Source organism: Brevundimonas aurantiaca, from assembly GCF_904830995.1.
Classification (GTDB): domain Bacteria; phylum Pseudomonadota; class Alphaproteobacteria; order Caulobacterales; family Caulobacteraceae; genus Brevundimonas; species Brevundimonas aurantiaca.
The window spans coordinates 1,403,504-1,425,159 of record NZ_CAJGVD010000001.1 but is presented as its reverse complement, the minus strand read 5'-3'; the positions used below and the strand labels follow the sequence as shown (position 1 = coordinate 1,425,159).

General features: G+C 66.0%; 21 protein-coding genes and 1 pseudogene. 3 read left to right on the top strand and 19 right to left on the bottom strand.

Features of this window, described 5'->3' with window-relative positions:
• The first annotated feature begins 112 nt into the window (after positions 1–112).
• Together JMT67_RS07115 and JMT67_RS07110 are read left to right on the top strand one after the other, a co-directional pair.
• Positions 113–598, top strand: coding sequence for a peroxiredoxin (locus JMT67_RS07115; protein WP_054766584.1), 486 nt, complete (start codon positions 113–115; stop codon positions 596–598).
• Between the two features lie 57 nt (positions 599–655).
• Positions 656–1,096 (top strand): very short patch repair endonuclease, encoded by a 441-nt coding sequence (locus JMT67_RS07110; protein WP_054766583.1) that lies wholly within the window; start codon positions 656–658, stop codon positions 1,094–1,096.
• Here JMT67_RS07110 and JMT67_RS07105 read toward each other — a convergent pair.
• The 5 genes from JMT67_RS07105 to JMT67_RS07085 all read right to left on the bottom strand — a co-directional run bounded on the left by JMT67_RS07105 (position 1,063) and on the right by JMT67_RS07085 (position 5,735).
• Positions 1,063–2,958, bottom strand: coding sequence for an ATP-binding protein (locus JMT67_RS07105; RefSeq protein ID WP_201463080.1), 1,896 nt, complete (start codon positions 2,956–2,958; stop codon positions 1,063–1,065). The two genes, JMT67_RS07110 and JMT67_RS07105, sit on opposite strands and share 34 nt — an antisense overlap.
• A 72-nt stretch (positions 2,959–3,030) precedes the next feature.
• Positions 3,031–4,077: a quinone-dependent dihydroorotate dehydrogenase gene (locus JMT67_RS07100; RefSeq protein WP_182714406.1), complete on the bottom strand. Its 1,047-nt coding sequence runs from the start codon at positions 4,075–4,077 to the stop codon at positions 3,031–3,033.
• Entirely contained in the window at positions 4,074–4,418 is a 345-nt protein-coding gene (locus tag JMT67_RS07095; protein WP_201463079.1) for a DUF952 domain-containing protein, read from the bottom strand. The genes JMT67_RS07100 and JMT67_RS07095 overlap by 4 nt, the downstream gene beginning before the upstream one ends.
• The gene (locus JMT67_RS07090) at positions 4,415–4,921 is read right to left on the bottom strand and encodes a SixA phosphatase family protein (protein WP_201463078.1); all 507 of its coding nucleotides are present in this window, start codon (positions 4,919–4,921) and stop codon (positions 4,415–4,417) included. The genes JMT67_RS07095 and JMT67_RS07090 overlap by 4 nt, the downstream gene beginning before the upstream one ends.
• 70 nt (positions 4,922–4,991) lie before the next feature.
• The gene (locus JMT67_RS07085; protein WP_201463077.1) at positions 4,992–5,735 is read right to left on the bottom strand and encodes a class I SAM-dependent methyltransferase; all 744 of its coding nucleotides are present in this window, start codon (positions 5,733–5,735) and stop codon (positions 4,992–4,994) included.
• Between the two features lie 45 nt (positions 5,736–5,780).
• Between JMT67_RS07085 and gloB the strand changes: the two genes are divergently transcribed.
• Positions 5,781–6,509, top strand: coding sequence for a hydroxyacylglutathione hydrolase (gene gloB / locus JMT67_RS07080; protein ID WP_201463076.1), 729 nt, complete (start codon positions 5,781–5,783; stop codon positions 6,507–6,509).
• Here gloB and JMT67_RS07075 read toward each other — a convergent pair.
• From JMT67_RS07075 to uvrB, 14 genes and pseudogenes are all read right to left on the bottom strand, one after another.
• Positions 6,499–7,269, bottom strand: coding sequence for a DUF4908 domain-containing protein (locus JMT67_RS07075; RefSeq protein WP_054766576.1), 771 nt, complete (start codon positions 7,267–7,269; stop codon positions 6,499–6,501). The genes gloB and JMT67_RS07075 overlap by 11 nt on opposite strands.
• 48 nt (positions 7,270–7,317) lie before the next feature.
• Positions 7,318–8,043: an acetoacetyl-CoA reductase gene (gene phbB, locus JMT67_RS07070; RefSeq protein WP_054766575.1), complete on the bottom strand. Its 726-nt coding sequence runs from the start codon at positions 8,041–8,043 to the stop codon at positions 7,318–7,320.
• A gap of 121 nt (positions 8,044–8,164) precedes the next feature.
• Complete coding sequence (locus JMT67_RS07065) at positions 8,165–9,226, bottom strand: NAD(P)-dependent alcohol dehydrogenase (protein WP_233455826.1); 1,062 nt, start codon at positions 9,224–9,226, stop codon at positions 8,165–8,167.
• Positions 9,227–9,295: 69 nt separating this feature from the next.
• Positions 9,296–10,045, bottom strand: coding sequence for a DUF72 domain-containing protein (locus tag JMT67_RS07060; protein ID WP_201463996.1), 750 nt, complete (start codon positions 10,043–10,045; stop codon positions 9,296–9,298).
• Positions 10,045–10,347: a type II toxin-antitoxin system RelE/ParE family toxin gene (locus JMT67_RS07055; RefSeq protein WP_201463075.1), complete on the bottom strand. Its 303-nt coding sequence runs from the start codon at positions 10,345–10,347 to the stop codon at positions 10,045–10,047. The genes JMT67_RS07060 and JMT67_RS07055 overlap by 1 nt, the downstream gene beginning before the upstream one ends.
• Positions 10,348–10,359: 12 nt before the next feature.
• Positions 10,360–10,605: a type II toxin-antitoxin system ParD family antitoxin gene (locus JMT67_RS07050; protein WP_201463074.1), complete on the bottom strand. Its 246-nt coding sequence runs from the start codon at positions 10,603–10,605 to the stop codon at positions 10,360–10,362.
• 136 nt (positions 10,606–10,741) lie between these two features.
• Positions 10,742–12,364 (bottom strand): ATP-binding protein, encoded by a 1,623-nt coding sequence (locus JMT67_RS07045; RefSeq protein ID WP_201463073.1) that lies wholly within the window; start codon positions 12,362–12,364, stop codon positions 10,742–10,744.
• A 59-nt stretch (positions 12,365–12,423) separates the two neighbouring features.
• Positions 12,424–13,785 (bottom strand): glutamate--cysteine ligase, encoded by a 1,362-nt coding sequence (locus tag JMT67_RS07040; RefSeq protein WP_054766569.1) that lies wholly within the window; start codon positions 13,783–13,785, stop codon positions 12,424–12,426.
• 258 nt (positions 13,786–14,043) lie between these two features.
• On the bottom strand, positions 14,044–14,775 hold the full coding sequence (locus JMT67_RS07035) for a 16S rRNA (uracil(1498)-N(3))-methyltransferase (RefSeq protein WP_201463072.1): 732 nt from the start codon (positions 14,773–14,775) through the stop codon (positions 14,044–14,046).
• A gap of 337 nt (positions 14,776–15,112) precedes the next feature.
• Positions 15,113–15,718: a hypothetical protein gene (locus JMT67_RS07030; protein WP_201463071.1), complete on the bottom strand. Its 606-nt coding sequence runs from the start codon at positions 15,716–15,718 to the stop codon at positions 15,113–15,115.
• Positions 15,719–15,982: 264 nt separating this feature from the next.
• Positions 15,983–16,199: pseudogene (locus JMT67_RS16515) on the bottom strand (DUF559 domain-containing protein); the annotation flags it as partial.
• Between the two features lie 151 nt (positions 16,200–16,350).
• Entirely contained in the window at positions 16,351–17,250 is a 900-nt protein-coding gene (locus JMT67_RS07020; protein WP_201463069.1) for a DUF3883 domain-containing protein, read from the bottom strand.
• A 216-nt stretch (positions 17,251–17,466) separates the two neighbouring features.
• Complete coding sequence (locus JMT67_RS07015; RefSeq protein WP_201463068.1) at positions 17,467–19,134, bottom strand: AIPR family protein; 1,668 nt, start codon at positions 19,132–19,134, stop codon at positions 17,467–17,469.
• 102 nt (positions 19,135–19,236) lie between these two features.
• On the bottom strand, positions 19,237–21,594 hold the full coding sequence (gene uvrB / locus JMT67_RS07010; protein ID WP_201463067.1) for an excinuclease ABC subunit UvrB: 2,358 nt from the start codon (positions 21,592–21,594) through the stop codon (positions 19,237–19,239).
• Positions 21,595–21,656: the final 62 nt, after the last annotated feature.

Sequence of the window (21,656 nt, the reverse complement as noted above, 5' to 3'; positions counted from 1 at the left end):
TTTCCATAATCGGGGCTGAATGGGCCCGGCGCAAGCGCGCCGAGCTTGTCTTGGCGGCGTCGGCCGCTATCTGTCGCAGGCGCACCCAAGCCAACCCGCGCGGAGAGATTCCATGACCATCCAGATCGGCGACCGCATTCCCGAGGCGACCTTCGCCCAGGCCACGGCGGAAGGCCCCAAGCCCGTCAACACCGCCGACGTCTTCGCCGGCAAGACCGTGGCGCTGTTCGCCGTCCCCGGCGCCTTCACCCCCACCTGCTCGGCCCGTCACCTGCCAGGCTTCAAGGACAATCTGGACGCCTTCAAGGGCAAGGGCGTCGACGTCGTCGCCTGCCTCTCCGTCAACGACGCCTTTGTGATGAAGGCCTGGGCCGAGAGCCAGGGGGTGGAAGACGGCTCGATCGTCATGCTGGCGGACGGCAACGGCGAACTGACCCGCGCGCTCGGCCTGGTGCTCGACGGCTCGGGCTTCGGCCTGGGCGAGCGGTCGCAACGCTATTCGATGCTGGTCAAGGACGGCGTCGTGACCGAGCTGAACGTCGAACAGGGCGGCGAGTTCAAGGTCTCCTCGGCCGAGCATCTGCTGGCCCAACTCTGATCGGGATCGGGATCGGGCCGCGCCGACGCTTCGCATTTTGAGCGCGGCCCAACACGCATGACGACGGACGTCTTCAGCCCCGAGAAGCGCAGCGCGGTGATGCGCCGCGTCAAGGGGCGGGACACCTCGCCCGAACTGGCCGTGCGCAGGGTGCTGCGCGCGGCCGGGATCGGCTATCGGCTAGGCGGCCAGGGGCTGGCGGGACGGCCGGATCTGACAATGAAAGGGCGGCGGGTCGCCGTCTTCGTCCACGGCTGCTTCTGGCACGGCCATGACTGTCCGCGAGGATCGCGCAAGCCCAAGGCCAACGCCGACTACTGGGGCGGCAAGATCGCCCGCAACCGCGCCAGAGACGCGCGATCGGCCGAGACCCTGACGGCCGACGGCTGGCGGGTGGTGATCGTATGGGAGTGTGACCTGCGCACACCCGATTTCGCCGCTCGGCTGGTCGCCGAGATCAAGGGTCAGGCCGCGTCGACGTCTGAGGTCGAAGGCTGAGGCGTTGCAGCGCCTGCGTCCTGGGCCGCGTCGTCCAACACATGCTGTAGCGCTGCGAACAGGGCCGGCGGCGTCAGGGGCTTGGAGACGAAATAGGCCATGCCGGCGGCCTGGCAGGCGGCGATGTCTTCCGGCGCGGAATCCGCCGTCACGGCCACAACGGGTGTTCGGGCGTTCGGACCGTCGCCGGCGCGCAGCCGGCGGGTGGTCTCGCGCCCATCAAGCTCGGGCATGCGCACGTCCATGAAGATGACGTCGAAGACGACTTCGGCGCAGCGTTGCAAGGCGATCACCCCGTCGGAGGCGGTGACGATGTCGCAGCCCAGGGGCTCGAGGATCAGCTGAACCGCGCGACGGTTGATGTCGTGGTCATCGACCACCAGCAGCTTCAACGGACGGTCGGCCTCTTCGGGCGGAGGCGGCGTGTCGGCGGCTGGCGCTGGGACGTCTTCGGCAAGGGGCGCAATAGGCGGGGCGGCAAGGGGCAGGGCCAGCGCGTCGGGGCGGGCCGTCAGCCCCCGGGCCGCTGGAGCCGTTCGCTCCGTCGCCCGGCCGGCCGGCAGGAACAGAGACACGGTGAAGCGCGCGCCCTGGCCGGGGGCGCTGCGCGCCGTCAGCCGTCCCCCCATCAACTCGGTCAGATCCCGGCTGATGGACAGGCCCAGGCCCGAGCCGCCGAACTGGGCGCCGACGCCTTCGGCCGTCTGATCGAAGGGGTTGAAGAGGCGCTCCATCTGCTCGGCGGTCAGGCCCGGACCCGTATCGGCGACTTCGAACAGAAGGGCATAGCCGGACGGCTCTTCCGGCCAGGCCTCAAGGCGCAGGGTGATCTGTCCCTCGGCGGTGAACTTGACCGCATTGGACATCAGATTGTTCAGCACCTGACGGATCCGCATGGGATCGCCCTTGACGTCGCGCGGCATCTGGGCGGCGCCCTCGACCCGCAAGGTCAGGCCCTTGGCCTCGATCGGTCCGCGCCACAGACGCAGGGTCTGGGCCAGCATGGCGCGCAGATCGAAATCCACCACCTCGACCTTCATCCGGCCGGCGCCGATGCGGGTGTGGTCCAAAAGATCGTCCAGCAGGGCCTTCATCATGAGGCCCGCGTCGGTGATCAGGGCGGTGTTGGCGCGAGAAGCGGCGTCGGCCGCCTGAAGCTCGGCCGCGCCGGTCAGGATGGCGCCGATCGGGGTGCGCAGATCATGGCCGATCGCCGCCAGGAAGGCGGTATGGGCCGCCAGATTCTGTTCGGCCTGCCGCCGCAGCCGATCCGCCTCGTCGCGCGCCCGCTGGCGCTTTTCGGCCGTCTCGCTGATGATTTGCCAACTGAGCACGGTGAAGATGACGAACATCACCACGGCCGCAGAGGCGGTCATGATGACCGAGACGCCGGCCCCGAAATGGGCGGCGAAGAACGGCGTGGACAGCAGATACAGCATCGGCGGCGAAAGGGTCGCAGCCAGAAGCATCTTGGATCGGGGCGCGTTGATCATCGAAAACAGCATCTGCGCCGGCAGCATCAGGGCCGCGCACAGGCCGCCCATTGCGCCGCCCATCAGCCACATGGGAATGGACAGGCCGCCGAAGGTCGCGGCGCTGATCAGGATCGCGGCGCAGGTCGGGATTTTCCGTAGGCGAGCGTCGGGCGCGCGTGAAGCCATGCGCAGGACCGCCCATTCCACCGTCTGGGCCAGGCCGTAGATCAGCAGCCAGAGCAGCGAGAGCCGCCAACCCAGCATCGGCGTCACGACCAGGGCGGTCGCCGCCGCCGTCGCCAGCCGTTGCGCCGCCTGCTTGGCGCGGAAGCGAGACGCCACAGTCCAGCCACTCACAGCCGTTGGGACCATGTTCGTCTGTTGCATTCCGCTTCCCATCGGCGCGAACGGTCTTCGTTCGTCGGGCCACAGGATGCGCAGATCGAAACTAACGCTCCGTCAACGGCCCGATCCCACGGCGGCGGAAACGGTGGAAAACCCGTCGGCGCGCAGGCGGGCGGCCAGGTCGCGTTTGATCGCGCCGACCAATCCCGGTCCCTGATAGATCAGGGCGGAATAGATCTGCACCGCCGAGGCCCCCAGGCGAAGGCGAGCATAGGCTTCGGCCCCGCTGTCGATCCCGCCGACGGCGATCAGCGGCAGACGGCCTTGCGCCGCCTCGGCCGCCGCCCGCAGCGCCCTTTCGGCGAAGGGACGCAAGGGAAGACCCGACAGGCCGCCGCTCTCTCCGGCCTGGGGCGAGCTTAGGGTTTCGGGGCGTTCCAGGGTGGTGTTGGAGACGATCAGCCCGTCGATCCGATGGGCCAGGGCGGCCTCGACGATCATGCCGATCTCGCCTGCGACCAGGTCCGGCGCGATCTTCAGGAAGACCGGCGCGCGGTCGGGTCGGGCCGTCGGCCGGGCCGCCTCGATCCGACCCAGCAGATCGTCCAGCTGGTCCCGCCCCTGCAAGGCGCGCAGGCCGGGCGTATTGGGCGAGGAGATATTGACCGTGAAATAGGCGGCCCGGCCCGCGAGGCGCTGAAGCCCGGCGACATAGTCGGCCGCCTTGTCCTCCGTATCCTTGTTGGCGCCCAGATTGGCGCCGACGACGACGCCCTGGGGGCGTCGCTCAAGCCGGGCGGCGAAGGCGTCGAGCCCGGCGTTGTTGAAGCCCATGCGATTGATGATCGCCTGGTCTTCCTGCAGTCGGAACAGCCGCGGCCGGGGATTGCCGGCCTGGGGCCGGGGCGTGACCGAGCCGCATTCCACAAAGCCGAAGCCAAGCCGCGACAGGCCGCGCAGCGCCTCCCCGTTCTTGTCCAATCCCGCCGCCAGGCCGATCGGATTGGGCAGGTCGAGGCCGGCGATTGTCGTGTGCAGGATGGGATCATCGACCGGGGCGGCGGGCAGGGGCGCCAGGGCCAGACCCTGGATCGCCAGCCGGTGCGCGGTTTCCGGGTCCAGACGGCGCAGGCCGGCCGCCAAGCCGTCGAACAGGTTCATGCCGCATCCTCGAACCGCATGGCCCCGTCCTCGGCTACGGCGAAGGGGCGGCTGGCGGTGACGGCGGCGACGGGCAGGGGGGCGTAGAGATGGGGAAACAGGGCGCCGCCGCGCGACGGCTCCCACACCAGGGCTTCGTCGAGCAGCGCCAGATCGATCGTCAGCAGCATCAGATCGGCCTGACCGGCGTAGTGGCGGCGCGCGGTCTCGGCCAGTTGATCGGCCGTCGACATATGGATGTAGCCGTCGGCCAGATCGACGACGGAGCCTTCGTAGCGACCTTCCGCCACCATGCGGCGCCAGTCGTTCGACGACAGGATCTTGTAGGCGACGGACGTCATGCCGCCCCGCCCAGGGTGCGCGGGGTCAGAAAGCCTTCGTAGGTGCAGCGCCCGGCCGCATCGACGGTGAACAGGGCCGCCGCCCCGGTCGGAAAACCTGCGGCCAGGCGATCGAGAATGGCGGGCGAGGCCGCGCTTTCCGACAGATAGTCGCCGGCCAGCGCATGGACCCCCGGATTGTGGGCCAGAACCAGCAGACAGCCGGCCTCTTCCTCGCTGGCCTCGACGAAGCCGCGCAGGACGTCGGCGGGGGCGTTGTACAGGCGCGGCTCGTCGCGCACCTCCACATCGCCGAAGGCGTCATGCATCTGCTCCCAGGTCTGGCGGGTGCGGACCGCCGAGGATACCAGGGCCAGATCGGGCTTCAGCCCGCGCTCAGCCAGGGCCCGCCCCATCAGCAGGGCTTCGTTGCGTCCGACGGCGGACAGGGGGCGGGCTTCATCGCCGCCGGACGGGCTGTTCGGCTCGGCCTGGGCGTGCCGCATGAGGATCAGTCGATGCATGGGGCTTCGCCATAAGGCCGTTCGCAGGCGGCGACCAGATGGAACGACGTCAACTCCCCGTCAGAAGCGATCAGCCGAGCGGCCCGTCGTGCGAGACGGAGGCGGCAGGCTGAGGCGCAAGCGCCGCCTTGGCCGGGACGCGCTGGGCCTTGCCGCTGGGGCGGATGCGGGCGTAGGCCTGACGCGACGCCTCCAGCAGGATCAGACCGGCCGCGCCCGGCGCGATCCGACGGCCGACCTGTTCGAAACCGTCGGCCAGGGGCAGAAGGGGCGACCAGGGTGGGACATAGAGGGTCTGGGACCAGGCCGTCGGCTCCAGCCCCGCCTCGCGCACCAGCCGTTCCAGCTGGCCCCGCGTGAACGGCCGGCCGTGGCCGAAGGGGGTGTTTTCAGCGCGGGACCAGAGCCCGCCCCGTGCGGCGGCGGCCAGGATGATGCGGCCGGTCGGGGCCAGGGCGCGCACCGCCTCCAGCAGCAGGGCCGTCGGGTCGTCGGCCTCCTCGAGGGCGTGGACCAGCAGGATGCGGTCAAAGGCGCCGGCCGCGAAAGGCAGGCGGCGGTCATCGACCAGCAGGCTGCGGTTGCGGCCGACGCTGGGCCAGTGTTCGACCCCCTGGCCGCCGGGCATGGCCGCCACGACCCGTCGCGCCCCGACGAAGGCGTCCAGCCAGGGGGTGGCGTAGCCCAGGCCCAGGACGTCGCAGCCCGCCGCCTCGCCCCAGGCGTCCTCCAGCCGACGGGCCAGCAGCCGACGGGCCAGGGCGCCGGTCGGCTCGCCGTAGAAGGTTCGAAGCTCGTCGATGCTGCGCCGCATGTCGCCACCATAGGCCGCCGGGGTCCGTCCTGCTAGAACGTCGCCATGACCCTGGACGTTCATCTGTTCCCGTGCCGCAGCGACAACTACGGCTTTCTGATCCGCGATCGGGCGACGGGAACCGTCGCGGCGGTCGATACGCCGGACGCGGCGCGCATCCTGCAAGAGCTGGACGGCCTGGGCTGGGGGCGGCTGGACCTGATCCTGAACACCCACTGGCACCCCGACCATACCGAGGGCAACGAGAGGCTGAAGGCCGAGACGGGGTGCGAGATCGTGGGGCCGCAGGAGGTCGCGCGCGTGGCCCCGCTGGACCGCGTCGTCGGCGATGGGGACACGGTCGCGGTGGGCGAGACCCGGTTTGAGGTCACGGGTACGCCGGGCCACACCCTGGGCCACGTCGTCTATCGGTCGGTGGAGGCGGGGGCGGCCTTCGTCGGCGACACCCTGTTCGCCCTGGGTTGCGGCCGCCTGTTCGAGGGGACGCCCGAACAGATGTGGGCCAGCCTTCAGACCCTGGCGGCCTGGCCGCCGGAGACGGTGATCTTGTGCGCCCATGAATATACGGCCGCCAATGCGCGCTTCACCCTGAGCCTGGACCCCCGGCCCGAGACGGCCGCCCACGCCGAGGCGATCTTTGAGGCGCGGGCGCGGGGCGAGGCGACCGTGCCCACGACCCTCGAGACGGAACTGCGGTTCAACCCCTTCCTGCGGGCGGGTGACGCAGAGCAGTTCGCCGCGCGTCGGGCGGCCAAGGACGGCTTCAGCGGCTGAGGACGTCGTCCGCCACCAGGCGCACGATCCGCGCCGAGGACGGGCGGCCCGCGACGCCGGCGCGCGGCTCGATCACGATCCGCAGGGTGCCGCGGCTGAAGGCCGTCTGGCTGGTGCGGCCCTGATCGACGATTTCGATCCGCCGGATGCGGTTGGCTTCGGACCGTAGATTGGGCGAGCGGGCCATGCGGACGATGGCGTCCACGGCGGTGGACAGGGCGTCGGCGGCCACCGCCTCGGACCCCGGCTGGATATCGACATCGACCACGACCAGGCGCCCCAGAGCCCGGCTGGCGCGGTCGCTCTGGCGGACGATGTAGTTCCACAGCTGAACGGCGGTCAGGCCCGGCGCCAGAAGGGGCGCGGCCTCGCCGTTGCGCGACACCGGCGATCCTTGCGGCGCGGCGGTGGTGTAGAGGGTCATGCCGCCGTCGGGCGTGACCCGCAGGATCTGATCGCCGTTGTCGTTGCGATAGATGATGTCGCCGCGCGGCGCGGCGGTCGGACGCAGCACCCAGATCTCGGTCGACTGCTCGAACCGCATCAGGGGCCGGGCGCCCGTCACATCCAGCACGAAGGCTTGACCCGTGCCGGAGACGTAGCGGGCCGACGGGGGCAGGTTGCGGCGCGACTGGGCGTGGCAGTCGGCCGGCAGGACGGCCGGGGCGGCGACGGACAGGCCAAGGGCGACGACGGCGGCAAGCGCCGTCGCAGTCCCGCGCGGCGATTTTTTCGCCCAGGCCGATCCCGTCAACATCATGAGACTATGGATGAAACCGTCACGCGGCGGATTTTGGGCGAAGCCCGTTCACCCGACCAGGTATTGGCCGCCGTTCAGCGACAGGGTGCAGCCTGTGACATATCCAGCACGCTCGCCCACCAGCCAGGAGACCATGTCGGCGATCTCCTCGCCCTTGCCCAGGCGGCCGACGGGAATCTGCGACACGATCGATTCCAGAACCTTGGGGTCCATGGCGCCGACCATTTCGGTGTCGATATAGCCGGGGGCGATGCAGTTGACGGTCACGCCCTTCCTGGCGTTTTCCAGCGCCAGGGCCTTGGTGAAGCCGATCATTCCGGCCTTGGCGGCGGAATAGTTGGTCTGGCCGATCTGACCTTTCTGACCGTTGATCGAGGAGATGTTGACGATCCGGCCGTGGCCCCGGTCGCGCATGCCGTTGATGACCTGGCGCGTCATGTTGAAGACGCTGTCCATATTCACCCGGATCACGTCGGACCACTGGTCGTGGCTCATCTTGTGGAAGAAGCCGTCGCGGGTAATGCCGGCATTGTTGACCAGGATGTCGATCGGACCCAGTTCGGCCTCGACCTCGCTGACGGCGCGGGCGCAGTCCTCGAAACTGCCGACATTGCCCTTGACCACCATGACGCCCAGGGCGCGGGCGGTGGCCTGGGCCGCCTCGTCATTGCCGGAATAGCCGGCGGCCACCCTTATGCCGTCCTCGCTGAGGCGTTGAACGATCGCCTTGCCTATGCCCCGGGTTCCGCCGGTCACCAATGCTACGCGCGCCATCCGTCCGTCCTTGTTTCCTCGCGTCCGTCTGCTGCGGACTGTCGCTCAAGGTGTAGCCGCGCAGGGGTTGCGGATCAAAGGCCGATTTCCCCTGCGGCGCCTTTACGCCTGTTCAGGCGCGTCAGGCCGCCATCTTCGCCATGTCGATGACGAACCGATAGCGGACGTCGGACTTCAGCATCCGCTCATAGGCGTCATTGATCTGGTCCGGGGCGATGGTCTCGATGTCGCAGGCGATGCCGTGTTCGGCGCAGAAGTTCAGCATCTCCTGGGTCTCGGCCATGCCGCCGATCAGAGAGCCGGCGATCCGCCGCCGACGCCACAGCAGGGGCACGGCGAACACCGGCAGGCCCTCGGTGGTCAGCCCCAGCATGACCATGGTCCCGTCGCGGGCCAGAAGCTGGGTGTGGGCGGCGATCTCGTGGGTCGCCGAGACGGTGTTGATGATGAGGTCGAAGCTTTCGGCCGCCGCCTTCATCGCCGCCTTGTCGCTGCTGATCAGGAAATGTTCGGCGCCCATCCGCTCCGCATCGGCCTTCTTGCGGTCGGAGGTGGACAGGACGGTGACCTCGGCGCCCATGGCGGCGGCCAGCTTGACCGCCATATGGCCCAGTCCGCCCAGGCCGATGACCGCCACCTTGGAGCCCGGTCCGACCTTCCATTCCTTCAGCGGCGAATAGGTCGTCACCCCGGCGCACAGCAGGGGGGCGGCGACGTCCAGCGGCAGGCTGTCGGGAATGGTGACGACGAAGTGCTGATCGACCGTGATATGGTCGGAATAGCCGCCCTGGGTGATGGTCTCGGCCGTGCCGCCCTTCCTGTCCTTGGCCCCATAGGTGCCGGTGAAGCCGGGCACGCAATATTGCTCAAGCCCCTCGCGGCAGGATGAACATTCGCGGCAGCTGTCGACCATGCAGCCGACGCCGACGCGGTCGCCTTCCTTGAACCGGACGACGTTGGAGCCGACGGCCTTGACCACGCCGGCGATCTCGTGGCCCGGCACCAGGGGATAGGAGGCGGGTCCGGTCTCGCTGCGGGCCATGTGCAGGTCCGAATGGCAGATGCCGCAGTATTTGATGTCGATCAGCACATCGTCCGGGCCGGGATCGCGCCGCTCGAAGCTGTAAGGGACCAGGGGCTTGTCGGCGGCGGTCGCGGCGAAGGCGCGGGTGGCGATCGGCATGGGGAGTCCTTCAGGCTTTAGGGCGTGGCTGACAGATGCGCACCGCAGGCGCCGCCCGCAAGGCCGGCCCTATTTGAGCTGGGCGATCAGAGCCATGGCCGCCGCCGGATTGCGCGCCTTGGCCCCCGAGATGAAATAGGCGAAGACCTCGCCGCGCTCGGCCCAGGCGCGGACCTGGTCGGCGACGGCGGACAGTTCGTTGGCGGTCATGCCGGTGGGTTCGTCCTGGCGGCTGGACATCAGCCGGGCATAGGAGAAGTCGGCGGTCGCCTCGTCGATCTGGGGCCAGGTCGGCTCTTCGTCATCGACGGCGTAGACGATGGCGACGCCGTATTTGCGGGCCAGGTCATAGAACTGTTCGATGGCGAAGGTCGGGTTGCGGACCTCCATGGCGTGGCGCAGGCGGACCCCGTCCTTCTCGGGCGGCAGCAGCTTCAAGAAACCCTCGAAGTCCTCTGGATCGAACTTCTTGGTCCCCATGAACTGCCAGTTGATCGGCCCCAGCCTGTCGCCCAGTTCGGTCAGGCCCTGGGACAGGAATCGGTCGAAGCTCTCGCCGCCTTCGGACAGGACCTTGCGATTGGTGCAGTAGCGGCTGGCCTTGACCGAGAAGACGAAGCCGTCCGGCGTCTCGTCGCGCCACTTCTTCCAGCTGTCGGGTTTGAAGGTCGAATAATAGGTGCCGTTGATCTCGATCGAGGTCAGTTTCGAGGCGGCGTATTCCAGCTCGCGCTTTTGAACCAGGCCCTCTGGATAGAAGACCCCGCGCCAGGGCTCATAGGTCCAGCCGCCTATGCCGATGTGGATGGGGTGGGTCATCATGGATCGTCTATCTCCTGAACCAGATTCATCCAGTCCTCATGTGCGTGACGGATGCGAATGACGACGACGCCGTCGTCATCCTCCAAATCATACAAGATCACATGAGACCTGAAGACATACGCCCTAACGGCCGGCGTGATGGTCTCACGCAGTCGGGCGATGTTCGGGAAGTCCTGGATTCGGTCCAGCGCTTGCAGAAGGTCGTCGATATATCGGTCGGCTTGCGCCATGCCGAACGTCTGCACACCTTGGATGTAAATGTTCGCGAGATCATGATCCGCGTCTTCGGTGAGCCGCAAGCGCCCCACGGCTCAAGCCGTATTGCGAAGTTTGGCGCGCAATTCGTCGATCACCTGCCGAGGTGTGCGGTCGCTGATGCCGCTGGCCCGGCCTTCATCGATCAATCTTTGCCAGTGCGCGATTTTTTCGGCTTTGACCTGCTCTCGGCGGATAAGGTCGCGGATGACGTCGGAGGCGTTGGCGTAGCGGCCCGATTGGGCCTGTTCCTCGACCCAGGCCTTCATCGGGTCGGGCAGGGAGATGTTCATCGTGGCCATGGGCGATCCTTCCCTATCGCGGCAGAGGATGGACCTTTGGCAAACTTTGTCAATTCTCACCCCCCAAAGGGACGATCGGCCGAAAAAGGGTGTCCGAACTGTCCGATGTGTCCGATTTGTCCCTCAGGACGGGGCCTTACCCCGCTCGCACGTCAGAGGCGGTCGCAGGGGCGGCCATCAGGGCTTGAATGCCGCCCAGCAGGGCGGCGGCGGTGACGGGCTTGGAGACGTGCAGATCGGCGCCGGCCGCCAGGGCCTGACGGCGGTGGTCGTCCATGGCGTTGGCGCTGAGCATGATGACGGGGGTGCGCCTATGGCGGCTCGCCTCCGCCCGGCGAATGGCGCGTGTCGCCGTCAGGCCGTCCATTTCCGGCATCTGCATGTCCATCAGCACCAGGTCGAAGTCCTGGCTCTGGAAGGCCTCAAGGGCCTGGAGCCCGTTGTCGACCGTGACGATCTGCATGTCGTGCGCGCCCAGGATCAACTGGACGACCCGCTGGTTGACGGGGTGATCTTCGGCCAGAAGCACGCGGAGCGCGGGCAGGGGCGCGGCGATCTGGGTCGTCCGGCCGCGCGTCCGGACATCGTAGTCGCCCAGGCTGCTGACGCGCGGCAGCGGAATCTCGACCATGAACCGGCTGCCGACGCCCGGGGTCGAGGCGGCTCTGATGCGGCCGCCCATCATCTCCGTCAGGGCGTGGCAGATCGACAGACCGAGGCCAGTCCCGCCGAAGCGACGGGTGACGGTGCTGTCGGCCTGAGTGAACCGCTCGAACAGGCGCGCGCCCTGGTCGCAGGAAAAGCCCACCCCGGTATCCTGCACCGTCAGGCTCAGCACGGTCAGGCCGTCGGAGTCTTCGCACACCCGGACGTCGACTTGGACGCCGCCGTGCTGGGTGAACTTGACCGCATTGGACAGGAGATTGTCCAGGATCTGGCGGATTCGCAGACTGTCGCCGACGAAGACGCCGCGGGCGTCGGCGTCGCGCCGCACCTCCAGGGTCAGGCCCTTGGCCTCGGCCCGCAGCCGCGCCACGTCCAGGCTGGCCTCCAGCGCCTCGTCCAGGTCGAAGGGGCGGGTCTCCAGGTTCAACTGGCCGGCCTCGATCTTGGATACGTCCAGAATGTCCGAGACCAGGCGCTCCAGCGTTACGCCCGAACTCGCGATCAAGGCGACCATCTCGGCCTGTTCTGGGCTGAGGTCGGTCTTCGACAGGGCGTCGACGATTCCGATGACGCCGTTCAGCGGCGTGCGGATTTCATGGCTCATATTGGCCAGGAAGTCGGATTTGGCCTGGTTGGCGGCTTCCGCTGCGGCCTTGGCCTCCATCAGGGCGCGCTCAGCCGCGACCTTCTCGGTGACGTCGCGCGCGACGCCGAAGATCCGGTTCCCCAGCCGCTGGGCGCGCCATTCCAGGGTGACGTAGCGGCCGTCCCGGTGGCGATACCGGTTGATCTGGCCCAGGACGGGATCGCCCGGCCGACGGCTGACGACCTCGGCCATGGCCTCGCGCGTCGCCTCCTGGTCGTCGGGATGGATCAGGCTGGGCAGGAGGCGGCCCACCAACGCCTCGGGACGATAGCCGAGCACGGTGAACCAGGAGGCGCTGGCCTTGAGCACGGGCCCGTTGATGTCGCGCACCACCAGCAGATCCAGCGAGACGTCGAAGAAGGTGTCGAGATCCAGCTCCGGCGCCCTGCGAGGGGCGTCAAAGGGCGCGGCAGGCGTGAGCGAGTCTGCGATCGAGCGGCTGGTCATTGTTCGGCTTACCCGTATGGGACACGCCGTACAGCTTGCGGGTTAAGGACGCCTTTTCATCAGTAGGCGAAATCGGCGTAAATCCGCTTCACATCGCCGCCCCAGGGGCCGTGGTACAGGTCCAGCAGCCGCTCGGCCGGGGTGATCCCGCTGTCGGCGATGTCTTCCAGTTCGGACAGATAGCCGCGCTCGTCCACCATGCCGCCCGAGAAGCGCGCCCGGTTCTTCAGACCCTGTTTGGCGATATTGACCAGGTCCACGGCGATGTCGCGCACGCTGCGGCCCGCAACTTCGGCCTTGAGGCCCAGGCGGGTCACGTCGCGGCGCAGGCGCTCGTGGTCGGCGATGTCCCAGTCTTTGACCAGGTCCCAGGCGGCCGCCAGCGACGGCGCGTCGTACAGGACGCCGGCCCACAGGGCGGGCAGGGCGCAGATCCGGCTCCACGGGCCGCCGTCGGCGCCGCGCATCTCAAGATAGGCCTTCAGCCGCACCTCGGGGAAGAGGGTGGTCAGATGGTCGTTCCAGTCCTTGATGGTCGGATAGTCGCCGGGCAGGGCGGGCAGTTTCCCGGCCTGGAAATCACGGAACGACTGGCCCGAGGCGTCGACGTATCGACCGTCGCGCTTGGCGAAATACATCGGGGTGTCCAGCGCATAGTCGGCGTAGCGCTCGAAGCCGAAGCCGTCTTCGAAGACGAAGCCCAGCATGCCGGTTCGATCCGGGTCGGTGTCCGTCCAGACATTGGCGCGGGCCGACAGGAAGCCGTTGGGCCGGCCTTCGGTGAAGGGGCTGTTGGCGAACAGGGCGGTGGCGATCGGCTGAAGCGCCAGGGAGGTGCGGAACTTCAGCACCATGTCGGCTTCGGAATCGAAGTCCAGATTGGCCTGGATGGTGCAGGTGCGCAGCATCATGTCCAGGCCCAGCGACCCCACCTTGGGCATGTAGGCGCGCATGATGTCATAGCGGCCCTTGGGCATGACCGGCGTCTGCTCGCGGGTCCACAAAGGGTCGAAGCCGGCGCCCAGGAAGCCGACGCCCAGCTGGTCGGCCACCTGTTTGACCTCCATCAGATGCTGGCCGGTCTCGTTGCAGATGTCGTGGATGGTCAGGAGCGGCGCGCCCGACAGTTCGAACTGTCCGCCGGGCTCCAGGCTGACCGAGGCGACGAAGCCCTCGTCGTTCTTGCGCTCCAGCCCGATCAGAAAACCGTTCTCCTCGACCGGCGTCCAGCCGAAGCGCTGCAGCCCCTCCAGCATGGCCTTGATGCCGTTCGGGCCGTCATAGGCGGGGCGGGCCAGGGTGGTCTTGTCGAAGCCGAACTTTTCGTGCTCGGCGCCGATGCGCCACTGGTCCTTGGGCTTGATCCCCTTGGACATGGCCTCGATCAGGGCGGTCCGGCTCAGCGGCGCGTTGTCGGTCATGCGTCAGATCCTCTCGGCGCATCAGCGACCGTCTGTCGCGGCTAGATGGGCGAGGTTGAGGCAAGGCTCAAGGGGGCGGCGCGTATTCCGGAACGGATCGCAACGTCAAAAATCCTCCCCCTCTGGGGGGGTGGCTCGGAGCGCAGCTGAGAGACGGAGGGGCGCTGCGGCGTCGCGCCCTCCACCCCGCCAAGGGCGCGGCGGTCCCCCTCCCCCAAGGGGGAGGAATGGGGGAGGAATGAGGGGGAACGGCGTCTCTCAGCGGTCCCAGTCGCCGACCGCCGCCTGCCACAGGCTCATGGCGGCGATGGCGGCGGTGTCGGCGCGCAGGATGCGCGGGCCGAGCGAAACGGCGGTGGTGAAGGGCAGGGCGCGGAGCCGTTCGCCCTCCTCGGGCGAAAAGCCGCCTTCGGGGCCGATCAGAATGGACCATTTTTGATCCTGGAATCCCTGAACGGCCGCCGTCAGGGCCGAAATCGCCGGCGCCCCGCCGGTTTCGTCGCAGAACATCAGCCGCCGCCCGGCCTCCCAATCGGTCAAGACGGCGTCCAGCTTGATCGGATCGTCGATGCGGGGGACGTCCAGGCGGCCGGTCTGTTCGGCGGCCTCCTCGGCGATGGCGTCCAGCCGGTCCAGACGGATGCGGTCCGCATTGGTGCGTTTCGTCAGCACCAGCCGCACCCGGCGGGCGCCCAGTTCCGCGGCCTTTTCGACGATGGTCTCGACCCGGGCCTTCTTCACCACGGCGACGATCAGCTCCAGATCCGGGCCGAGCGTCTGGGGTCGGGTCTGGGCCTCGGCGCGCAGGATGACGCCCTTCTTCAGCACCTCGGCGATCGCGGCGCGCCATTCCCCGTCGCGGCCGTTGAAGACCAGCAGTTCGTCGCCCGCCTTCAGCCGCATGACCTGGGTCAGGTAGCGCGACTGGTCCAGGGTCGGGGCGACGGCGGCGCCGGGCGACAGGTCGCCGGTCACATAAAGACGTATCATGGGTCAGGTCTCGATCGCCGCAGGGGCTCAGCTGCTCATCATGTCCTGGGCGAACTCCAGGTCCATCTTCTTCATACGCTTGATCTCGTCGCGCAAGCGAGCCGCCTCTTCGTGCATGGACTCGGTCAGGTTATCGGCCATCCATGGTCAGGTGGCGACCGGGGCGCGGCGGCCGGCGCGGCTTGCCGGAGGATGACGAACGATCAGGGGATGGCTTGGCCGCCGAAATGGAGACCGCCGCGCTCAACTTCTTCCTTCTCCCCTTGCGGGAGAAGGTAGCCCGCAGGGCCGGATGAGGGGTCGGTTCGGCGTGGACCGTCAGGGCTGGTGCAACCCCTCATCCGACCTCCCCTCGGGACAAGCCCGAGGGTCGTCCACCTTCTCCCGCAAGGGAAGAAGGAGTCCCACCTCCACCCTCCGGCACGCCCACCGCCCGGCGCCACTCCTGCGGGTGCAGACGCGCCATCTCTGCATCCAGTCGGTAAAGCGGCCTCAGCGCCCCGTCCTCGTCCCAGAACGCCTCGGCCCAGACATACCCCATCTCCACCGCCCGTTCCCGGTCCCGCGCCGCCGCCTCGGGGCCCAGATGGTCGGCGCGCCAGCGATACAGCCACGGAATATGCCAGTGCGGCGCCCGCGTCAGCCGCTCGTCCTTCATCGCCTCGACCAGACATTCGGCCAGCGCCCGCGCATCCGCCAGGCGAGCCTCGAAGGCGTCGCGGCGCGTCTGCACATAGGCGACCCAGCCCTCGGCCGGCTCCACCGGCCCCGCCTTCGGCTCGGGCCGCGCCCAGCCCTCCGCCTCGCGCCGCTTCCACAGGGCGTGCACCCCCACATCATACCGCCGCGCCACCGACCGCGCCGTCTCCCCAGCCTCCCACGCCTTGCGCACCTCGGCCCAGACGGCGTCGGATCGGATCTTGCGGTGAATGCCCTGGCTCATGCCTCCACGGCCTAAATCGCCGTTACGCCAAACCCGGACGCAACACGTCCTTCCTTCTCCCCTTGCGGGAGAAGGTGGCCCAGGGCCGGATGAAGGGTCGTTCAGCCTGAACCGTCAGAACCGGTGAAACCCCTCATCCGACCTCGCTTCGCTCGCCCACCTTCTCCCGCAAGGGGAGAAGGAAGGTTTAATCGCGCGTCAGGCCTTCCTCCGTCGCCGCCACAATGGCCGACAGCACTTCTTGCCGCTGGTTCCCGATCATCCCATTCGGAAACCGCAGCACCCGGAACCCCTGTTCGCGCAGCCAGGCGTCGCGCTCGGCGTCCTCGATCCGGTCGTCATGCTGCGGCCCGTCCGCCTCGACGATCAGCCGATGCCTCAGACAGACGAAGTCGACGATATACCGCCCGATCACCATCTGCCGCCGAAACTTCAGCCCCGCCAGCCGCCGATCCCGCAACAATCCCCACAGCCGCCGCTCATAATGGACGGGCTCGCGGCGCATCTGTTTGGCGCGGGATTGCAGCCAGTCGTTCATATAAAGATTGTGCGCAACACTCGCAAAGATTGCAACCTCTTCCTTCTCCCCCTGCGGGAGAAGGTGGCCGAGCGCAGCGAGGTCGGATGAGGGGTCAGAAGGACGCCCGCCACGCCTCCGGCGTCAGCACCACCGCGCTTTCCAGCGGCGGCGCGAGGACGAAAAATTCCGGCCGGACGGGCAAGCTATGCACGCGGTAAAGCCGCCATGCGTCAGGCCGCTCCTCCGCTGCCTCGCACTCCGTTCGCGTGAGGAAGAAGTCCGTCGATGGGCCGCCGCGCGTGGCCTTCACCTCGATCAGTCGCTCACGACCATTCGTCGGATCGAAGCTGCGGATGTCGTACCCGGCCCCGTCTCCGCGCTCCTGCGACGTCCATTCGACCTTCGTCGCTAGATCCGCCCGGTCATGGGCGATCAACTGGGCGCGTTCGTGATGGAAGATGCGCTCTTCGCCTAACAAGCCAAGCTGCCGGTTCCGCTGATCGCGAGCCGCCGGATCGAACTTCCGAACCAGTCGCGACAGGCCCGCGGGTCGCCGGGGCCTCTCCGCGCCAAGGGGAGGGGCCGCGGTCATCAGCAGTGGCGCCGGCTCAAACACGGTCGAGGGCTCTGACACCCCGCTTCCATACGTCGGCTGTTCGGTCGCTTGGGCCCGCAGGGAGTCGCGCAATGGCATCCCGATGTCCCAAGCGGCTGGGTGCTGGTCGAGATGGCGTTCCAGTGCGGAGAAGATGGCCTCTTGGTAGTTCGGCCGACTACCGAAACCATTCAGCTTGGGCATGCCCAGTTCGGTCAGGACGGCGGAGATGTTTCCGTATTTCTGACCGACCGAGCCGACGGTTCGGCCGATCCGCTGTGACAAGGCCTTGGCGTGGCGGGCCTTGACCAGCGGACGACCAGAGACGGCGTCGTCGAGCATGGCGAAATAGTCGGCGACGATGAGGTCCAACTCCTCATCATCCCAGTTGCGGCCATACTTGCCCTGATCGACCAACCCAGTCTCCCCGCCAACCTGAGGTTAGTATGACGGCGACGGTCTTTACCAGGGCGCTAATCACCCTTCCTTCTCCCGCAAGGGGAGAAGGGATCAGAACGGCGATGAAGGCCCAGGGCCTGACCCGCGCGGCTAGGAGATCAGCCGCGCCCAATTAAACCGTGTCCTCGGTCCTTTAGCAGCGCCGCCGCGCGGGGATGTTGGGCGAACATCGGTTCAATTTACAAACAGCTCGAGCTGTTTGCCGCTTATTTCTGCTGCGATTTTCTCTTTAGTACGGGGGCTTCTGAACATCTGATAATGCGCAACTTGTTTAGTTTGATCACAAGCACGAGCAACAATCGAAATTGCATCTATCAAAAGCTTCTCCTCGTCCTGGACGGCGGGAAATGGCGCGCTATCTCTAGCAAGTAACAGGCCTGCAGCAAACAAGATGTACCAATGGCCAAAAATAAGATACTGAAGATCGCCGCTGCTTTCTATGTGATCGCCAAACTTTGCGCTCACTTCATCTCTCATCGTTTCTATACGATTATAGAATTTTGCTACCTTCAACAAATCTTCAATATCTATTCTATCATTAAATATATGATGGAATCGAGAATCAAATATTGAATCAGATGATGTTCTTGCGCTATCTGGCTCGCGAAGGTAATATGACATTATGATCTGGCCAAGTTTCAGAGCATCTATTCTTTGATGATCTGGTTTATCGGCGTACATGTTTCTCTTTCGCTCGAAATACATATCGCGATCTGCGAATAATTTCTCGAACTTCTTCATTATCGGGTGGTTGGCGCGCAGATCTCGTCCTTGAATACGAGCTTGGCTGTTGGTCGCAACGGCCACGCGTTCGGCAATATCAGGTCGTCCGGTCGCATAAATCTTTACGGCAACTACAACCTGCTCTAATGAATCGCCGCCTATTTTCGAGGACTCCACGAGTGAATGTGAAGTCTGAGCACCATTCACAATCTGAAAGTCTTTTATCGTAATTACCGGGTTTGGATGCCCCTTGTTGTATGAGTAATCCTTGCAGGTTATAGTGATGCCGTTGTTGAGGTACCAAAATAGATGGCTGTCAGTCTGTGATGTTGCGGTTTCAACTATATGAGAGTTATAGCCGGAGTTTGATCCTAGGTATACTCTAAGATTATCATCAAAAATATGCCGCTTGACTGTGCCGCCATCAGCCTCTGTGATAAGTGCAATCAGGGATCGTGCATCAACGCTTGCCACAAGACCCCTAATGTCGCCGTCAGATCTCTCAAATATCTCCTTAGATATCGCCTGAAGCTGACCGTCCTCCGCGTCCTTCCGCGTTCTACTCAGATCTCTTATCAGGTCTGATGCAGCGTACTGTCCATATTTCACTTGTGGGTGCTCGGCCGCAAAGCTAGCAAGGTTCGCTTTTGCTGCGTCTCCTATGCCTGAGTCATTGGAGACGAAGACAAGTTCATAAGAGCAATATGTGCCTGCTTCATGCAGATTCCAAATTCGCTCTATGCCTTCTCTAAGTCTCAGATTGCCGCATTTCCTTAAGTCATCTGACTTGTTTATCAGCTGTGATATAAAGTTTGTGCTCTTAAGTACATCGTCAACGTTGATTGTTTTGCTAGTGCCTTCGATCGATTCCCGAATTTTACACTGAAATATGTATACGGTAACGGCATCATCGTTACCAACAAGATGAATCGCATCAACGCCTCGATCGTCTGGTCCATCAGTGATGAGTTCTTGAAACGCAGTATCTTGGCTGGGGAAGTACTGCTGTAAAGCTAGCCACAATAAACCCACAGAAGGAGTTTTCAGCTGGTGCTGTGAGGCTACCGTTTTAATGCGAGCGTTTGTGAGATCCCAGTCCAGCCTCGACATTTGTGGCATGGCGATTCCCGATAAGGTTGATTTCCCAACACGTAAGGCATCGCTTGCGGATGGACAACACCGGTTTCCCAGGGTGGTGCGCCGTTAGAAGGGACAGCTTCTCTACAACCGCCCCTTCCTAAACGCCTCCGCCTTCTCCGCCGCCGCCTCCCTGCGCCACTTCTTCGGCGCCGACTTGTCCACTTCTTCGCCCGCCCCCGTCAGGGCCTCGTTGGCGAATTCCAGGTCCAGCAGCTTCATGCGCTTGATCTCGTCGCGCAGGCGGGCCGCTTCCTCGAACTCCAGGTTGGAGGCGGCCTCGCGCATGCGGCCTTCCAGGTCCTTGAGCGCGGCCTGGAAGTTGGAGCCGACGAAGGGTTTGGAGGCCTCGGCCACGCCGGGGCGGGTCAGGCGGTCCATCTCGCGGGACTCATAGGGGCTGTCGAGGATTTCCTTGATGTCGCGCTTGACGCTTTCGGGCGTGATGCCGTGTTCGGCGTTGTAGGCCATCTGGCGTTCGCGGCGGCGGTCGGTCTCGGCGATGGCGCGCTCCATCGAGCCGGTCATGCGGTCGGCGTAGAGGATGACGCGGCCGTCGACGTTGCGCGCGGCGCGGCCGATGGTCTGGATCAGGCTGGTCTCGGAGCGCAGGAAGCCCTCCTTGTCCGCGTCCAGGATGGCGACCAGGCCGCACTCGGGGATGTCGAGCCCCTCGCGCAGCAGGTTGATGCCGATCAGGCAGTCGAAGGCGCCCAGACGCAGGTCGCGCAGGATCTCGATCCGCTCCAGCGTGTCGACGTCGGAGTGCATGTAGCGGACGCGGATCCCCTGTTCATGCATATATTCGGTCAGGTCCTCGGCCATCTTCTTGGTCAGGGTGGTGACCAGGCTGCGGTAGCCGGCGCGGGTGGTGGCCTTGACCTCGTCGATGACGTCGTCGACCTGGTTGCGGGTGGCGCCGGAGACCGGGCGGATCTCGACCGGGGGGTCGATCAGGCCGGTGGGACGGATGACCTGCTCCACGAAGACGCCGCCGGCCCGCTCCATCTCCCAGGGGCCGGGGGTGGCCGAGACGTGGATGGTCTGGGGGCGCATGGCGTCCCATTCCTCGAACTTCAGCGGGCGGTTGTCGATGCAGGAGGGCAGGCGGAAGCCGTATTCGGCCAGGGTGGACTTGCGGCGGTAGTCGCCGCGGAACATGCCGTTGATCTGGCCGATGGTGACGTGGCTCTCGTCCACGAACAGCAGGGCGTTGTCGGGGATGTATTCGAAGAAGGTGGGCGGGGGCTCGCCCGGGGCGCGGCCGGTCAGCCAGCGGGAATAGTTCTCGATGCCGGCGCAGCTGCCAGTGGCCTCCATCATCTCCAGGTCGAAACGGGTGCGTTGCTCCAGCCGCTGGGCCTCCAGCAGTTTGCCGTTCTCGATCATCCAGTCCAGCGTCTCCTTCAGCTCGGCCTTGATGCCGTTGACGGCCTGGTTCAGCGTCGGGCGCGGCGTCACATAGTGGCTGGCGGCGTAGACGGTGATTTCGGTCAGGTCGGCGGTCTTTTTGCCGGTCAGGGGGTCGAACTCCTGGATCGCCTCCAGCTCGTCGCCGAACAGGCTGATGCGCCAGGCCCGGTCCTCCAGGTGGACGGGGAAGATTTCGATCACGTCGCCGCGCTTCCTGAACATGCCGCGTTCGAAGTTCAGGTCGTTGCGCTTGTACTGCAGCGCGATCAGATCGGCCCTCAGCTTGGCCTCGTCGATCTGGTCGCCGACCTTCAGGCTGAAGGTCATGGCCGTATAGGTCTCGACCGAGCCTATGCCGTAGATGCAGGAGACGGAGGCGACCACGATGACGTCGTCCCGCTCCAGGATCGCCCGCGTCGCCGAGTGGCGCATCCGGTCGATCTGCTCGTTTATCGAGCTGTCCTTCTCAATATAGGTGTCGGTGCGGGGGACATAGGCTTCGGGCTGATAATAGTCGTAGTAGCTGACGAAATATTCGACCGCATTGTCCGGGAAGAAGCTCTTGAATTCGGAATAGAGCTGGGCCGCCAGGGTCTTGTTGGGGGCGAGGATCAGGGCCGGGCGCTGGGTCTGTTCGATGACCTTGGCCATGGTGAAGGTCTTGCCCGAGCCGGTGACGCCCAGCAGCACCTGATCCCGGTCGCCCGCCTCGGCCTGGGCCACCAGTTCGGCGATGGCGGCGGGCTGATCGCCGGCGGGGGTGTATTTCGTCTCCAGCCGAAAGCGCCCGCCCTTCTTGGCGCCTTCGCGCGAGGGGCGGTGCGGCACCCAGTCGGCCGGGGCGGCGACCGGCTCCTCCGGCGTCAGGCGCGGACCCGTCACCGGGGCGAACATCGGCATTTTCCCGGTGTCGCGAATGAAGGCGGCCGCCGCCTCCCGCACGCCGGGATCGGGCACATGGACGGGCTTTGCGGAGACGGGCTTGGCGGGCTTGGCCGCAGCGGGCTTCGGCGTCGAAGAACGGTTCATGAACAGAACTTAGTGCGGCGACTTCAAGGGCGCCAGAGAGCCGAAGAGCGCCTGTAGCGCCC

Coding starts and splice junctions, on each gene's coding strand:
- JMT67_RS07115 (WP_054766584.1), top strand. CDS start 113: ATGACCATCCAGATCGGCGACCGCATTCCCGAGGCGACCTTCGCCCAG.
- JMT67_RS07110 (WP_054766583.1), top strand. CDS start 656: ATGACGACGGACGTCTTCAGCCCCGAGAAGCGCAGCGCGGTGATGCGC.
- JMT67_RS07105 (WP_201463080.1), bottom strand. CDS start 2,958: ATGCAACAGACGAACATGGTCCCAACGGCTGTGAGTGGCTGGACTGTG.
- JMT67_RS07100 (WP_182714406.1), bottom strand. CDS start 4,077: ATGAACCTGTTCGACGGCTTGGCGGCCGGCCTGCGCCGTCTGGACCCG.
- JMT67_RS07095 (WP_201463079.1), bottom strand. CDS start 4,418: ATGACGTCCGTCGCCTACAAGATCCTGTCGTCGAACGACTGGCGCCGC.
- JMT67_RS07090 (WP_201463078.1), bottom strand. CDS start 4,921: ATGCATCGACTGATCCTCATGCGGCACGCCCAGGCCGAGCCGAACAGC.
- JMT67_RS07085 (WP_201463077.1), bottom strand. CDS start 5,735: ATGCGGCGCAGCATCGACGAGCTTCGAACCTTCTACGGCGAGCCGACC.
- gloB (WP_201463076.1), top strand. CDS start 5,781: ATGACCCTGGACGTTCATCTGTTCCCGTGCCGCAGCGACAACTACGGC.
- JMT67_RS07075 (WP_054766576.1), bottom strand. CDS start 7,269: ATGATGTTGACGGGATCGGCCTGGGCGAAAAAATCGCCGCGCGGGACT.
- phbB (WP_054766575.1), bottom strand. CDS start 8,043: ATGGCGCGCGTAGCATTGGTGACCGGCGGAACCCGGGGCATAGGCAAG.
- JMT67_RS07065 (WP_233455826.1), bottom strand. CDS start 9,226: ATGCCGATCGCCACCCGCGCCTTCGCCGCGACCGCCGCCGACAAGCCC.
- JMT67_RS07060 (WP_201463996.1), bottom strand. CDS start 10,045: ATGACCCACCCCATCCACATCGGCATAGGCGGCTGGACCTATGAGCCC.
- JMT67_RS07050 (WP_201463074.1), bottom strand. CDS start 10,605: ATGGCCACGATGAACATCTCCCTGCCCGACCCGATGAAGGCCTGGGTC.
- JMT67_RS07045 (WP_201463073.1), bottom strand. CDS start 12,364: ATGACCAGCCGCTCGATCGCAGACTCGCTCACGCCTGCCGCGCCCTTT.
- JMT67_RS07040 (WP_054766569.1), bottom strand. CDS start 13,785: ATGACCGACAACGCGCCGCTGAGCCGGACCGCCCTGATCGAGGCCATG.
- JMT67_RS07035 (WP_201463072.1), bottom strand. CDS start 14,775: ATGATACGTCTTTATGTGACCGGCGACCTGTCGCCCGGCGCCGCCGTC.
- JMT67_RS07030 (WP_201463071.1), bottom strand. CDS start 15,718: ATGAGCCAGGGCATTCACCGCAAGATCCGATCCGACGCCGTCTGGGCC.
- JMT67_RS07015 (WP_201463068.1), bottom strand. CDS start 19,134: ATGCCACAAATGTCGAGGCTGGACTGGGATCTCACAAACGCTCGCATT.
- uvrB (WP_201463067.1), bottom strand. CDS start 21,594: ATGAACCGTTCTTCGACGCCGAAGCCCGCTGCGGCCAAGCCCGCCAAG.